Source organism: Streptococcus infantis (assembly GCF_047463615.1).
GTDB classification, from domain to species: domain Bacteria; phylum Bacillota; class Bacilli; order Lactobacillales; family Streptococcaceae; genus Streptococcus; species Streptococcus infantis_X.
In genome coordinates, this window is sequence record NZ_JASHDO010000006.1 from 91,947 (window position 1) to 107,393 (window position 15,447).

The following is a 15,447-nucleotide window of genomic DNA, read 5'->3' on the forward strand; positions in this document are numbered from 1 at the left end:
TACTACTCCGCCGATCGGATATTTTCATTATTTAATTGCAAGTCTTGCGAATCCGCAATTCCTGTCAGTCGTTCTGAACGGATCAATTCATTGACTTCTTGCTTAGCATCATCTAGCTCCGTTTTCTTTTCTTCAATCTGAGTATTAACAGTTGTTAATTCACTCTGGACTTGCAAGAGCTTGGTTTGCATATAAACCACACTGATGGCTAAGACAAGGGCTGTAATGGCAATCGAAAGGTAAAAGGCCTTTTCAACACGTGAAAATCTCTTGATACGAGCTTGCAGTAACTGGCTCGTCGTTTCTCTTTTGTCTACCATTTTATCCCCTTACTTGTGAATTTTTCTAGCTACTCGTAGCTTGGCTGAGTGGGAACGATTATTGGCCTCCAACTCCTCCTTGCTTGGTAGAATCGGTTTGCGAGAGACTAATTCCATCTTAGGCTTGAGCTCATCTGGAATGAAAGGCAAGCCTTTTGGAACCTCTACCGTTGAAGCTTCCTTGAACAATTGCTTAGTCAAGCGATCTTCCAGCGAATGAAAGGTAATGACTGAGATTCTTCCATCCACTGCTAGTAATTCCATAGCTTGCTGGATGGACTCATCTGCCGCTCCCAGTTCATCGTTAACTTCAATTCGAATAGCCTGGAAAATCTGCTTGGCAGGATGGCCCTTCTTCTTGAGCTCCTTGGCAGGCTTAGCAGACTTGATAATCTCTGCCAACTCAGTCGTTGTCTCGATTGGCTTCACTTGACGTACTTGTTCAATCTTACGCGCAATCTGTTTAGAGAATTTGTCCTCGCCATACTTGAAGAAAATACGAACCAAGTCATGATAGTCATAGTGGTTCACCACTTCATAGGCTGTCAGACTAGCTTCCTGATTCATCCGCATATCTAGTGGCGCATCCTTTTTATAAGAAAAACCACGCTCACGCTGATCTAGTTGAGGACTAGACACTCCCAAGTCATAACAAATGCCATCAATTTCTTCTACACCTGCTTCCTGCAAACGGGCTTTCAAATGACGGAAGTTGTCCTTGACAAAGGTGACCATCCCCTTTTCAATATAGGGTGCTAAACGCTTTTGCGCATTATCAATGGCGTTTTGATCTTGGTCAAAGGCATACAAATGCCCCTTTTCACTTAATTTACTTAATAAATACTCGCTATGGCCTGCTCCACCCAAGGTTGCATCAACGTAAATGCCATCAGGCTTCACATCTAGCATATCAATGGTCTCATGGAGCATAACCGTTACATGATGAAATTCTTTAGTCATATCTTATCTATTTTACCACAATTCTGACTAGCTTGCACTCGCTAAAGCAAAAACCTTCCTTGTTACTTTATCACTTGTATTCAGCAGGTGACTCAGCTACCTGAGCTAGTTCTACTCGTTCCTGGGGATTCAAGTGTTGGTGCACAGCCTCTGCCACTGCTCTTGGTATACCAACTCCCACAATTTCATCCACACTGGCTTCCTTGATTTTTGTCAGAGATTTGAAATATTTCATCAAGTTCTGCTTGCGTTTTGGACCCAGGCCTTCAATTCCATCCAATTGAGAGGAGAAGGAATTTTTAGAGCGCAGTTGACGGTGGAAGGTAATGGCAAAGCGATGAACCTCATCCTGAATGCGTTGTAGGAGGAAAAATTCTTGAGAATTGCGAGATAGCTCTACCACCTCAAGCGGATCTCCAAAGAGCAATTCATGGGTTTGGTGCTTGTCATTTTTTTGCAGACCTGCAATAGGAATATCCAAACCCAACTCTTCTTGAATAACCTGCTTAGCGATATTGACTTGTCCTTGTCCCCCATCAATGACGATCAAATCAGGCGGTGTCAAGCCATCACGCTGGACGCGCCCATAGCGTCTGCGAATAACCTCTCGCATACTTGCGTAGTCATCTGGCCCCACAACTGTCTTAATCTTATACTTGCGGTAATCCTTCTTGCTCGGTTTCCCGTTAACAAAAACAACCATGGCAGAAACTGGACTAGTCCCCATGATATTGGAGTTGTCAAAGGACTCGATACGGACTGGGGTTGGAATTTGTAAAAGTCGTCCCAAGTTTTCAATGGCACCTTGAGTCTTTTCAACTGATTTTTCTAGCAGGTTAAATTTTTGCTCCAAGCTTACACGCGCATTTTTGATAGCCAGATTAACCAGTTGTTTTTTCTCCCCACGTTGGGGCTTGAGAATTTTGGTATCCACCAAGGCTTTGACTGCCTCTTCATCAATATCCTGAGGAATCAAAATCTCATTGGGAATCAGATGAGATTTTTCTTGATAAAACTGCCCAACGTAAGTCAGGAAATCTTCATCTGGATCATTGTAGTAAGGAAAAAGGTTGACATCACGCTCAATGAGCTTACCTTGACGGACAAAGAAAACCTGAACACACATCCAACCCTTATCTACATAGTAGCCAAAGACATCGCGGTTTTGGAGGTCCTTGGCCATAACACGCTGCTTGGTTCGAAGGGTTCCAATAGCCTGAATCAAATCACGGTATTCCGCCGCACGCTCAAATTCCATGCTCTGAGCTGCCACATTCATCTTTTCCTTGAGGTCATCGATGATTTTGTCATCCTGCCCCTTTAGAAAATCAGAGACTTCTTGAGCCATGGCTTTGAAATAAGCCTCGTCTTTCTTACAGATGGTGTGAGCCATGCACTGGCCAATATGGTAATAGAAGCAGACCTTTGATGGTGGATTGGTACACTTACGAAAAGGAAAAATCCGATCCAATAGCCGTTTAATTTCATTGGCCGCGCCCACATCCGGATAGGGTCCAAAATAGAGACCTCCGTCTTTCTTGACCTGACGGGTGATAATCAAGCGAGGATAGCGCTCATTGGTAATTTTGATGAAAGGATAGGACTTGTCGTCCTTGAGCATAATATTGTATTTAGGCTTATTTTCCTTAATCAAGTTGATTTCCAAAAGGAGGGCCTCAATATTAGACTCCGTGACAATAAACTCAAAGTCTACAATTTCAGACACCAAGGCTTCTGTTTTAGTATCATGACTTCCGCGGAAATAGGACCGTACACGATTACGTAGATTTTTAGCCTTTCCTACATAGATAATCGTACCATTTTTATCTTTGTGAATGTAACAACCAGGGCTGGTCGGCAAGAGCTCCAGTTTTGATTTAATCAAGTTATTCATAGTTCCATTATAGCAAAAAGCTCCCCTCATTGCTTACATCAGGGAGCTCTATTTTTCGTTTGAAAATCACTTATTCTCCAGACTCATAAAGTTCTTGAACTGCTTGAACATCTTGAGCCTGAATACCATAATAAGAACCTGCTGGCTGCATGACTGACACTTCATTAGTATGTTCCAAGCCAATGGCATGTCCTAGCTCATGCTCGGCCGTATGCAAGATGCGATCATAGGTATAGCCATAGTTTGGATTGGATAGATAATAATGATTCAAACGAACTGTTACAGAAGTGAATTGTTTGGTAAGGAGATTTGTCTGACTCTCCGCCTCACCAGCAACAGATGTGGAGCCATCATTCATTTCAGTCGCAAAAATAGTTGCTTGGTCAGGTTCTGTCACAAGTACAAAATTAAAAGCGCCAGTCTGATTCCAATTGGTAATAGCCTCAACGTAAGCCTTTTGAAAGGTTGCATCCATTTGAGGATCAATATAAATTGTCGCCTGCGCTTGGGGCCATTTTACTCCTGAGTCTTGATGATGGTCGGTCTGAGACAAACCTTGCAACTTACCAGTTTCTTGCCATTGATGCCAGGCTGCTTGACCAACTTGAACAAGTTGCCCCGCTTGATTGAAGACACCAGATAAATCTCCCGTCACATACCAGAGAATCCCTAAAGCAATGAGAATTAAGACTACAAGAGTCCACACAAGGCGCCAGAACATGCGCCAAATCCTTAGTAACAATCGACATAGAACACGAATAATCCAGAACATGATTTCCCGCCTTTCTAAAAAATAAGAACCCATCTTTAAGCCATGGATTCCCATTCTAAAGATAGATTCTTTATTTTACTGAAACAAACTAAAAGAAAGCTAAAATCAAGACAAGCGTTCTTCCAAAACAAAATCGATTGGCAAAGTAGCCAAAAAGCGTTCCAATTGTTTTTCCCAATAATACCACTCATGAGTTCCTGCACTGTGGCTATAGGTCACATCAAAACCGAGTTTCTTGAGATTCTTCACTGCTAGATTATTAGCAGCATATAAGAAATCTTGCTCACCACACCAAGCCCAGAGTTTGGTCTTCTTGTCTGACTTTTTAGCAAGGCTTTCAAGCGAATAGGGACTAGTTTTCCAGTTATCAAGCTTACCAAAAACTCCTCGCCAATAGGCAAGCGTTCCAAGATTTTGACTTTCTGGAGAAAACTCTTCGAAACTAAGAGCACCAGAAAGACTAGCTGCATGTGAGAAACGGTTAGTCGACAGTGCCAACTTGAAGGAACCGTAGCCTCCCATTGAAAGGCCAGCGATAAAAGTTTTTTCACGCTTGCTAGACATATTAGGGAAGAAACGTTTGAGTACTTTAGGCAGTTCTTCTGCTAGAGCTGTATAGTAGTTATAGCCATACTGAGTATCTGTATACCAGCCATTACTTGTATTAGGCATGACAACAATCAGATTAGTCCCTCGCACCAAGCGCTCTACATTGGTCCGTTTGAGCCAGCTATTATGATTCCCTGACATCCCATGTAAGAGATAGAGGACAGGAATATCTGTAGAATCTGGCTCCTCAACCCGAGACGCATCTGGGTAGAGAACATTCACTCCCCACTCCATATCTAAAACTTCTGAGTAATACTCAATCTTCATTACTGCCATAACTTGCTCCTTATTCATTTAAGATAAGAAAAAGCCGAAACTCGACTTTCTCTCTTGCTATTTGATCCTATTTTGCTTCCATGACTACTGGCAAGATAGCTGGGCGGCGCTTGGTTTGGTCAAAGAGGAATTTAGACAAATTGTCACGAACCTTACCTTTGAGGTCTGCCCAGTCAAATTCCTCACCTTGGAGGTAGTCTTCAACCGTTTGGTTCACCAACTCTGTACTTTCACGCAAGATATCACGGCTCTTCTTGAGATAGACAAATCCACGCGTGTGCACTCGAGCTCTAGCGATGATTTTTTTCTCACGACGGTTAACAGTAATAGCAACGATGAAAATCCCATCTTCTGACAAGACCTTACGGTCACGAAGAACGACATTGCCAACATCCCCAATGGCATTCCCGTCAATCAAGACGTCGCCTGCTGTAACTGCACCAGATGGAACAAAGTCTCCATGCTCGTAAGACATAGTAGTCCCTTTTTTAGGGATAAAAATACGTTCTGGTAGCATACCAACTGCCATAGCAGCCTTTGCATGGGCATCCAACTCACGGTATTCTCCTTGAATCGGGAAGAGATACTGAGGTTGTAAGAGATTGATCATCAATTGAAGATCACGCGCATTCCCATGTCCTGACACACGCAAGCTATGAGTAATTGGCTTGACAACTCCACCTGCTTGGTAGACCATATTTTCCACACGTGCCATCACTGCTTCCTTGGCGATTGATGGTGTTGTAACGATATAGACCAGGTCACCTTCTTTGATTTCAACATAACGGTGACGACCGATAGACATCTTGCGTAGGCCGTTAATGGGTTCACCCATACGTCCAGTTTCAAGGATAATTAATTCGTGATCTTCAAAACGAGACATATCTTTTGGCTTAATCAAAAGATTTTCACTTGCTAGAGACAATTTTTTCAAGCGAATCGCTGTACGGACGATATTTTCAATATCAAATCCTGTCAAAACAACACGGCGTCCTGTCTCCGCGGCTGCATCAAAAACTTGCTGGATACGAGAAAGGTTACTTGCAACCGCAGCAACGATGATACGTCCATCCCAGTCAGAGATGGTTTGCGTGATTTCTACACCAACTTCATTTTCACTGGCTACTTGGATATTGCTATCTGCATTAGCCGAGTCACTGAGCAAAGCCAAGACCCCTTCGCGACCAATCTCTGCCAATCGACCGAAGTCAGTAGCATAGGATTCACTAGCCGTTTGGTCAAACTTGAAATCTCCTGTGTAAACAACATTTCCTTCAGACGTTTTTAAGACCACACCCAAACTTTCTGGGATAGAGTGGGTTGTACGGAAGAAGGATACTACCGTTCCACCAAAATCAATCTCTGTATTTTCATCAATGACATGGAAATCATCAAATTTCTTGACACTGTCATTCCCCTTAACAAAAAGCTTGGCAAGTTCGATGGTCAGCTCTGAGCCAAATACAGGAACCTTAGCTTCTGCCAAGAGATAAGGAAGGGCACCAATCGCATCCGCATGCCCGTGTGTTAAGAAAACCCCAGCAATACGGTCGCTATTTTCAAACAGATATTCCATATTTGGAATAACGACATCGACACCCAACTGTTCGTTTTCAGGATATTTCAAACCTGCGTCCAATACAAAAATCGAGTCGTTAATCTCTGCGATGTACATGTTCTTACCATTTTCACGTACACCCCCAAGTGTTGTTAATTTAATAGTATTCATTTTTCCTCCGAATAGTCACTTCAACTTGTTTGTAGAGCTTTAAAAGCTCTCTTTTTCTGAAAGTACAATTCACTTTCAGCCGAATCTTTTCCATTCATTATACCATTTTTTTACTAATTTTCAAAATGAATCTCACACATAATCCGACTTCAACCATCTGTTTTTATCTTATAATTACAAGATGGCTAAATCCCAACCAATCCATCAGATTACCTCGATTCTTCAACTACTTCGACAAGATTAACAAGTACTTCTCGGCCACAGTAGGTTCTGTTTGCTCCCAAAATCCTTATCCACCATCAACCTTTATATCACACACTTTTGGACATAAGCTTCTAATAAAAATCAGCATGGCAAGCAACTTTATCTCTTGCTCCAAAAAACATACATATCCAAAAGCATCCCCTGAACAAAGATAAACTCACTTCAATCCTTTCCCCTGTTAGGGTTTGTAATCTATCAGGAATTTCTTTTCCACTTCTTTCTCCATTTTCTACTTCAACTAACTTCCACTTGAGAGCAAACAAAAAGAGTCAGCAAGCCAACTCTTTCTATCTCTATTCACTTTTTTCCATTAAGAAATCATAGATTTCCTGGACTGTTCCAAGCGCCATTATTTCTTGCTCTTTGACAGTTTGTTTCAGTTTTTGATAAATCTGACTTTCAGCCATATCACGCTTTTCAGCCTCTTTATTCACCCTCATGACTCCATTCTCAATGGTCACAAAGCCAAGCTCTTCAAATATCTGAATCATTTTAACTAATAGGATTTGCTCAATCTTGAGATAGGCTGCCAAATCCTTGAGTTTATAGCGAATATCAAACTCTGGGAACTGATAGATGGTTTTATACAATTTTGCAAACTGCTCTCTCGTTCCAAATCCCGTCAAGTAATAAGCCTTAGCTATATCATTTTTAAAGTAAATAGCTGAAAACTCCTGCTCCTGACAGATTTTCTTAAGGAGGGATATATCTTCAGGGATATTTTTTATGACAATAGCTGAACAAGAGGTTACATCAGGTAACTCTTGCCTAAAGTCCAAAACAGGTACCCCTTCTGGTAATAGGGCATTCTTGCCACGGATGTTAAAGAGCTGGACACCTTCTACACGGGCATCAACCATCATCAACTGCAAAGTTGTTTGTCCATTCCATTGGTTGACAGAAAGAGTCACTGCCAATTCCAGTTGCTTGGTCTGTGAGAATTCAGTCGCCCATTTACCTTGGCCAAAAGCGACCACCTCAAAACTAGCCTCACCTTTGGAAATTTTCAGCTTGAGATGAGCATTACCAGCTCCCATAACGCGAGCATTCTCAACTTGAAAATCTCGAATATAGAAGATAGGTTTTTGGTTATCCATCCCAAAAGGAGCTAGACGTTCAAAACTTTTGACCGTCTCCAGACTCAAGGCCTCTAAATCCAGTTCTTCGTCTAAAAATAGATTGTTTTTACCTTGGGCATCTGCACCTTTTTCTCGGATATAGGCTTCCAAAAGATCAGACAAGACTTCCAACTTATCCACTTCGAGGGTCATACCTGCAGCACCTGCGTGACCACCAAATGCGATAAACAGTTCTCGATGTGGGTCCAAAGCTTCAAAGATATCGACTGCTTCTATGCTTCGAGCACTACCCTTGGCACGTCCATCTTCGATATTAAGCACAATAACTGTCTGACCTAGTTCTTCAAGCAAACGCCCTGCCACAATTCCAAGAACTCCCGGATTCCAGCCTTCTTTAGCCAAAACTTGAACACTTTTATCAGGATCCACCATGCCCTTGGCTTCATCGTAAATGGACTGAACAATTTCCTTACGTTCTTCATTCTTTTGATGAATCAAAAGGGCGATTTCATGCACTTCCTCATCGTCAAATCCAGTCAACAAATCAATAGCTGGATTGGGATCATCCAAACGTCCTAGAGCATTTAAACGCGGTGCTAACTGAAAACCAACTGTCTCTTCTGTCACATCACTACTCGAAATCCCAGCGATTTCAAACATTTCTTGCAATCCCATTCGCTGAGTATTGCGCAAAACCTCAAGACCATATTGGACCATGATACGATTTTCGTCCGTCAAGCTGACCATGTCGGCAATTGTCCCGATTGCAACCAAGTCTAACAACTCAACCTGTACTTCTTCCAAAAGGGCACAAGCTAGCTTAAAAGCAACACCACAACCCGCCAAATGCTTGAAAGGATAGTCAGCCCCTGGATGTTCAGGATGGATAATAGCATAGGCATCTGGTAAAACCTCAGGCATAGAATGGTGGTCGGTCACAATGACGTCCACTCCCATAGACTGGGCCAAATCAATGGCTTCATGCCCTGCCACACCATTATCCACCGTCACAATCAAAGACACGCCCTGCTGTTCGATAAAATATTTGTAGACACTGGCATTTGGACCATAGCCGTCCGTAAAACGATTGGGAAGATAGACCAGGCACTCAGCACCCAACTGTTCTAAACTCTCCTTAACAATAGAAGCCGAAGTCATCCCATCCGCATCGTAGTCCCCGTAAATGAGAATCAACTCCCCTTGCTCAATAGCCTGACGAATCCGCTCCACTGCTTTTTCCATATCATGCAGAAGATAGGGATCATGCAAATCATCTAAAGAAGGTTCTAAAAATTTTTTCAGACCGGCCTCATCCTGAATGCCTCGTTCAAATAACAAACGAGCTACTTCAGGTCCCAAACCAGCTTTCTTAGCTATCTTTGTAAAATCCGCATCCTCAACTTGCGGAGCAAATTGCCAATTATAAGTAGGAATTATCAAAAAAATCATCCACTCTTTCTTACGATTCTATCGTTTTATTATAACATGATTTTCAGTTTTTCTCTATCTGCTTTGCTTTTATCAAAGTTTTACTATTTTCTTTGTAATATCATTTGACAGGAAAACGCTTTTGTTGTAGAATCTATGTTAAAAAATCTAACACAAAGGAGAATGATTATGACTTTAGTAGAATTTAAAGCTGTTGAAAAGTATTACGGAGACTACCACGCACTCCAGAATATCAACCTTCGTTTTGAAAAAGGTCAAGTCGTTGTGTTACTTGGACCATCTGGTTCTGGAAAGTCCACACTTATCCGTACCATCAATGGTCTAGAGGCAATTGATAGTGGAAGTCTCCTTGTAAACGGGCACCAAGTAGCAGGTGCTAGCCAAAAAGATTTGGTCCCTCTCCGCAAGGAAGTAGGGATGGTTTTCCAACATTTTAATCTTTATCCACATAAGACTGTGTTAGAAAATGTAACTCTCACACCGATTAAAGTACTAGACAAAGATCCCAAAGAGGCTCAAAAAACTGCGCAAAAATATTTAGAATTTGTAAATATGTGGGATAAGAAAGACGCCTATCCAGCTACCCTTTCAGGTGGACAAAAGCAACGAGTAGCTATCGCTAGAGGCCTAGCTATGAAACCTGAACTCCTCCTCTTTGACGAACCAACCTCAGCTCTCGACCCCGAAACAATCGGTGATGTCCTAGCTGTTATGCAAAAACTAGCCCACGACGGCATGAATATGATCATTGTCACACACGAAATGGGCTTCGCTCGTAAGGTAGCTGATCGCATCATCTTTATGGCAGATGGGCAAGTCCTGGTCGATACAACAGATGTGGATGCATTTTTTGATCACCCAAGTGAACCGCGCGCCCAACAATTTCTCAGCAAGATTATCAACCACGAAAGTGACAAGGTCAAATAAGGAGACGCCTATGAAAAAGAATTTCTTTCTTGCAACAGTAGTTACCAGCCTTTTAAGCATTGGATTTGTGACATCAGTTCAAGCAGATACCAGTATCTCAGATATCCAAAAAAAGGGAGAAATCGTTGTCGGCGTCAAACAAGACGTCCCGAATTTCGGCTATAAAAATCCGAAAACAGGAGAATTCTCAGGTATTGAAACAGATTTAGCTAAACTGATTGCAGATCAACTCAAGGTCAAGGTCCGCTATGTTCCAGTTACTGCCCAAACGCGAGGTCCTCTATTAGACAACGAACAAGTGGATATGGATATCGCCACCTTCACAATTACTGATGAACGAAAAAAACTCTACAACTTCACCAGCCCTTACTATACAGACGCCTGTGGATTTTTGGTAAATAAATCAGGTAAGATTAAAGATATTGAGAATTTAAATGGAAAAACCATTGGAGTCGCACAAGGATCCATCACCCAAAAACTGATTACAGAGCTAGGTAATAAAAAAGGACTATCCTTTAAATTTGTCGAACTCGGCTCTTATCCTGAATTGATCACCTCCCTCCACGCCCATCGGATTGATGCCTTCTCAGTAGACCGTTCTATCCTTTCCGGATATAGCAGCAAAAGAACAGAACTACTTGACGATAGCTTCAAACCTTCTGACTATGGTATTGTAACCAAAAAATCAAACACGCAACTGAATGACTACCTAGATCAATTGGTTGTCAAATGGAGTCAGGATGGGACCTTGCATGACTTATACGATCGCTACAATCTCAAACCTTCCAAACACTCAGCAGAATAAGGAGGTAGCTACATGATAGATTCATCATCTTGGACAGCTTATTTTCAACATTTTGGTCAATTTTTTAACGGATTTCTCTTTACTATAGCTATCGCTCTAGGTTCTTTTGCCCTAGCCATGCTATTGGGCATCCTATTTGGTACCTTATCCACTAGCAAACATGGCAGTTTACGGATCTTGTCCCGTATCTTTGTCGAATTTTATCAAAACACCCCTCTCCTAGTTCAGTTCGTTATTGTATTTTACGGCTTGCCCCTGATTAGTAACCATACTATCATGATTCCTATCTACTGGACTGCCGTTCTTTGCGTCGGACTCTACCACGGTGCCTATATCGCCGAGGTCATTCGATCAGGAATTCAGTCTATCCCTAGAGGCCAACTCGAAGCCGCTCTTTCTCAGGGATTCACCTACCAAAATGCAATGCGCCTGATTATCTTACCGCAGGCTTTTCGCATCATTCTCCCTCCCTTAACCAACCAAGTCGTCAACCTGATTAAGAATACTTCGACAGTAGCTATCATTTCTGGAGTTGATCTCATGTTTGTCACCAAATCTTGGTCCGCACTCAACGGAAACTATGTCCCTGCCTTTTTAGGCGCCGCCTTCTTCTACTTTGCCCTCTGCTTCCCTGTTGCTCAATTTGGACGAAAAATGGAGCAAGCTAACAAAAAAGCTTATTCACTTTAGGAGGTTTTTATGGAAAGTATTCTTGAAGTTCTCAGTCTAGACAACCTCATCTTTATTTTAAAAGGTTTTGGTCTAACCCTCTATATCTCTTTGATTGCTATCACGCTTTCAACACTAATTGGAACCATCCTCGCTGTCATGCGTAATGGAAAAAACACCCTATTACGAATCCTTGCTAGTGTCTACATTGAATTTGTACGAAATGTTCCTAATTTACTATGTATTTTCACTATTTTTTTAGTCTTTAAAATGAAATCTACCCCAGCCGGAATCACTGCCTTTACTCTCTTTACATCTGCAGCCCTTGCTGAAATTATCCGAGGTGGTCTTAACGCAGTGGATCAAGGACAATACGAGGCTGGAATGGCACAAGGCTTCTCCTATCGCCAAATCCTCTATCACATCATCCTACCGCAAGCCATCCGCAAGATGCTCCCTGCCATCATCTCTCAATTTGTAACAGTGATTAAGGATACAAGTCTTCTATACTCTGTAATCGCCCTCCAAGAGCTTTTTGGTGCCAGTCAAATCCTCATGGGCCGATATTTTGAACCGGAACAGGTTTTCAGCTTATATATCCTGATCGCCCTAATCTACTTCAGTTTCAACCTAGCTATTTCAAGCCTTTCACGGACTCTAGCAAAACGTTGGCAACAAGCTGCAGAATAACAAGAGGTTGGGACAAAAGATCCCGACCACACTTTTTATTAGCAATCAAACTTTGACGCGGTAGCTGATTGAACTTTTTGTTCGTCTTTTAGACTCCCAAAAGCTCCTAATCATCCTCACAGGGCTGAGACTACGAAATCGAGACTTTGTCTATCGATTTCTGTCCCACCGCCTTTTGAGAGAAATCTTTTTGCTTATTTCTTTACTAGAAAATAAGCTAGGAAATGTTAAACTACCAAACTTTATGCTAGACTAGAAATATGGAACATCATTTTAATCATCGAGCAGAATCATTTGATTCTCCAAAAAATCAATTTCTGGCCGATCTTGTTTGCCAGCATCTAGTAAAACAAGTGCCTGATTTGTCAAACAAATCAATCCTAGACTTTGGAGGTGGAACTGGCCTTATCGCCCTTCCTCTTGCCAAACAAGCTAAATCAGTGACCTTGGTTGATATTGCAGACAAGATGCTTGCGCAAGCTCGTCTCAAGATTGAAAGTCAAAAGCTTGCAAACCTATACTTGATTCAACAGGATTTATTACTTGAACCACTTGAAGAAGAGTTCGATCTTATTATCGTCAGTCGAGTTCTTCATCATATGCCTAATCTCGAGGACAGTCTGGCTATGTTCAAGGAACATTTGACTCATGGCGGACAACTCTTTATCGCTGATTTTACTCTACCAGAAGGAGAGACACACGGTTTTATCATTTCTGAACTTGAAGAAAGTCTCAGCCAACAAGGTTTCTCGGAAATAACAAGTCAAATACTCTACAGCTCAGACCATCTCTTTCTCCATAAACCTTCCCAATTATTTCTTACAAGCAGCAAGAATATTTAAGACTCGAGGTATTAGACTAGTCCTAAAAACAATGCAAATACTACCCTCTACTCAGCTTTTGCATTTTCCCAACAGATAAGGTATAATAGTTGTGTTGTCTTTTGGGGTCGTTACGGATTCGACAGGCATTATGAGGCATATTTTGCGACTCGTGTGGCGGCGTAAACGCTCAGTTAAATATAACTGCAAAAAATAACACTTCTTACGCTCTAGCTGCCTAAAAACCAGCAGGCGTGACCCGATTCGGATTGCTCGTGTCTGATGACAGGTCTTATTATTAGCGAGATACGATCAAGCTTCGTCTAGCAGTTTGATAAGAGATTTATAGACTCGCAGTTTCTAGGCTTGAGTTATGTGTCGAGGGGCTGTTAAAACAATACATAACCTATGGTTGTAGACAAATATGTTAGCAGGTGTTTGGACGTGGGTTCGACTCCCACCGGCTCCATTATATTAAAAAACGTTGATGATCTCAACGTTTTTTCTGTCCTCATACAAGTTTACAATGTTACATCAAGATACTTAAAAGATGTCAACATTAAGTTTTCTTCTATAGAAAATAACATATACATTGAACAGCTATTCAATTGAATTTTTAGCATTTCAAAGATCTGTAAGACTGACATTTCACCATTCTCCTAATCTTTATCTATCAAAAAAACCGTAAGAATTTCTTCTTACGGTTTTTCTAGCAAACTCATAGAATCAAGATTCTCAAATTTGCTTTATCAGAGTAATGTTTTACTCTTCTTCCTTGCGTTTTTTAGCGAAGAGAAGTCCACCTGTCGCTGCTGCAAGTAGTGCTAGACCAACTGAAGCGTTAGATTGCTCTGTACCAGTATTTGGCAATTCTTTCGCTCCAGCTTTCTTAGATGCTGGGTTAGCAGATGACTCTTTAGTTGCTTCTTTCACTGTCTTCTCTGGTGTCAAGACTGCTACTGAACCATCTGGGAAGGTTACTGTCGCTGTACCATCGTTGCCTACTTCTACCTTGCTTGCTGTTGGGTTAGCTTTCTTAACTTCGTCAGCTACCTTAGCTTTTTCTGCATCTGTAAGAGCTGATGGGTTCACTACTGGGGTGATTGCTGGGTTCTTAACGCCATTTGAATCAGCTTCTTTCACTGTCTTCTCTGGTGTCAAGACTGCTACTGAACCATCTGGGAAGGTTACTGTCGCTGTACCATCGTTGCCTACTTCTACCTTGCTTGCTGTTGGGTTAGCTTTCTTAACTTCGTCAGCTACCTTAGCTTTTTCAGCATCTGTAAGAGCTGATGGGTTTACAACTGGGGTGATTGCTGGATCTTTAGTTGCTACTTTTGGTGCACTTTCATCTGATGTCTTACCATCTTTGCTTGCTTTAGCAGTAACTGGACCTGCTGGGATTTCAACTGTTGGAGTGATGCTCGCTTTGCCATCTTCTCCTGTTACACCTTCGCCAATCTTATTGCCATCCTTGTCGAACAGCTCTACTTTAGTACCTGGGTCTGCAGTTACTTCAACTGGAGTCTTAGTACCTGCTTTACCTATAAGGTCTGCTGTAATTTTTGGTTGAGTTAGTGCACTTGAATCTTTAACAGTCACCTTAACTGGGACTTCATCCTTAGAACCATCTGGGTAAGTGACTACTACTGTTGTTCCTTTATCACCTGGAGTAGTTGTATCTACTGGTGTCTTGAACTCGAAGGTTGTACCTTCTGGAAGCTCTCCAACGTTGCCGATTGAATCTTTAGCGTTTGGTTTATCACCTGGTTTAACACTTTGATCTTTCGCTACTGGGGTGTTCTTATCTGCATCTGTACGTGGATCTTTTACAGTAACCTTAACTGGAACTTCATCCTTAGAGCCATCTGGGTATGTTACAACTACGATAGCGTCTTTGTCGCCTTCTGTTGTAGTGTCTACCGGTGTCTTGTACTCGAATTTAGTTCCTGATGGAAGATCACCTACATTACCGATTGAATCTTTAGCGTTTGGTTTATCACCTGGTTTAACACTTTGATCTTTCGCAACTGGGGTGTTCTTATCTGCATCTGTGCGTGGTTCTTTCACAGTCACCTTAACTGGAACTTCATCTTTAGAACCATCTGGGTATGTTACAACTACGATAGCGTCTTTGTCGCCTTCTGTTGTAGTGTCTACTGGTGTCTTGTACTCGAATTTAG

The 15,447-nt window shown here is 41.8% G+C and carries 13 protein-coding genes and 1 other RNA gene; 6 read left to right on the top strand and 8 right to left on the bottom strand.

The window, feature by feature from the left end; all coding sequences use genetic code 11:
- Positions 1 to 2 precede the first annotated feature (2 nt).
- The 7 genes from ftsL to recJ form a co-directional block, all read right to left on the bottom strand.
- A complete protein-coding gene (gene ftsL / locus QM874_RS06950) occupies positions 3 to 320 on the bottom strand; it encodes a cell division protein FtsL (RefSeq protein ID WP_075230050.1) in 318 nt (105 codons plus the stop codon).
- A gap of 9 nt (positions 321 to 329) precedes the next feature.
- Positions 330 to 1,280 (bottom strand): 16S rRNA (cytosine(1402)-N(4))-methyltransferase RsmH, encoded by a 951-nt coding sequence (gene rsmH, locus QM874_RS06955; protein ID WP_414316742.1) that lies wholly within the window; start codon positions 1,278 to 1,280, stop codon positions 330 to 332.
- Between the two features lie 70 nt (positions 1,281 to 1,350).
- Complete coding sequence (gene uvrC, locus QM874_RS06960) at positions 1,351 to 3,174, bottom strand: excinuclease ABC subunit UvrC (protein ID WP_414316743.1); 1,824 nt, start codon at positions 3,172 to 3,174, stop codon at positions 1,351 to 1,353.
- Between the two features lie 70 nt (positions 3,175 to 3,244).
- Positions 3,245 to 3,946: a M57 family metalloprotease gene (locus tag QM874_RS06965; RefSeq protein WP_414316744.1), complete on the bottom strand. Its 702-nt coding sequence runs from the start codon at positions 3,944 to 3,946 to the stop codon at positions 3,245 to 3,247.
- Positions 3,947 to 4,051: 105 nt separating this feature from the next.
- The gene (locus QM874_RS06970; RefSeq protein ID WP_414316745.1) at positions 4,052 to 4,831 is read right to left on the bottom strand and encodes an alpha/beta hydrolase; all 780 of its coding nucleotides are present in this window, start codon (positions 4,829 to 4,831) and stop codon (positions 4,052 to 4,054) included.
- A 67-nt stretch (positions 4,832 to 4,898) separates the two neighbouring features.
- Positions 4,899 to 6,560 (bottom strand): ribonuclease J, encoded by a 1,662-nt coding sequence (locus QM874_RS06975; RefSeq protein WP_414316746.1) that lies wholly within the window; start codon positions 6,558 to 6,560, stop codon positions 4,899 to 4,901.
- 557 nt (positions 6,561 to 7,117) lie between these two features.
- Positions 7,118 to 9,343 (bottom strand): single-stranded-DNA-specific exonuclease RecJ, encoded by a 2,226-nt coding sequence (gene recJ / locus QM874_RS06980; RefSeq protein ID WP_414316756.1) that lies wholly within the window; start codon positions 9,341 to 9,343, stop codon positions 7,118 to 7,120.
- Positions 9,344 to 9,520: 177 nt separating this feature from the next.
- Here recJ and QM874_RS06985 point away from each other — a divergent pair, with 177 nt between their 5' ends.
- From QM874_RS06985 to ssrA, 6 genes are all read left to right on the top strand, one after another.
- Positions 9,521 to 10,279, top strand: a complete 759-nt coding sequence (locus tag QM874_RS06985; protein WP_414316747.1) for an amino acid ABC transporter ATP-binding protein — start codon at positions 9,521 to 9,523, stop codon at positions 10,277 to 10,279.
- 10 nt (positions 10,280 to 10,289) lie between these two features.
- Positions 10,290 to 11,084: a transporter substrate-binding domain-containing protein gene (locus QM874_RS06990; protein ID WP_414316748.1), complete on the top strand. Its 795-nt coding sequence runs from the start codon at positions 10,290 to 10,292 to the stop codon at positions 11,082 to 11,084.
- 12 nt (positions 11,085 to 11,096) lie between these two features.
- Positions 11,097 to 11,774: an amino acid ABC transporter permease gene (locus tag QM874_RS06995; protein WP_414316749.1), complete on the top strand. Its 678-nt coding sequence runs from the start codon at positions 11,097 to 11,099 to the stop codon at positions 11,772 to 11,774.
- 9 nt (positions 11,775 to 11,783) lie between these two features.
- The gene (locus tag QM874_RS07000) at positions 11,784 to 12,443 is read left to right on the top strand and encodes an amino acid ABC transporter permease (RefSeq protein WP_414316750.1); all 660 of its coding nucleotides are present in this window, start codon (positions 11,784 to 11,786) and stop codon (positions 12,441 to 12,443) included.
- Between the two features lie 260 nt (positions 12,444 to 12,703).
- Complete coding sequence (locus QM874_RS07005; RefSeq protein ID WP_414316751.1) at positions 12,704 to 13,285, top strand: class I SAM-dependent methyltransferase; 582 nt, start codon at positions 12,704 to 12,706, stop codon at positions 13,283 to 13,285.
- 103 nt (positions 13,286 to 13,388) lie between these two features.
- Positions 13,389 to 13,736: a transfer-messenger RNA gene (gene ssrA / locus QM874_RS07010) on the top strand.
- A gap of 290 nt (positions 13,737 to 14,026) precedes the next feature.
- Here the strand turns inward: ssrA and QM874_RS07015 are convergent.
- On the bottom strand, positions 14,027 to 15,447 hold a 1,421-nt coding region (locus QM874_RS07015; protein WP_414316752.1), incomplete at its 5' end, for a Rib/alpha-like domain-containing protein.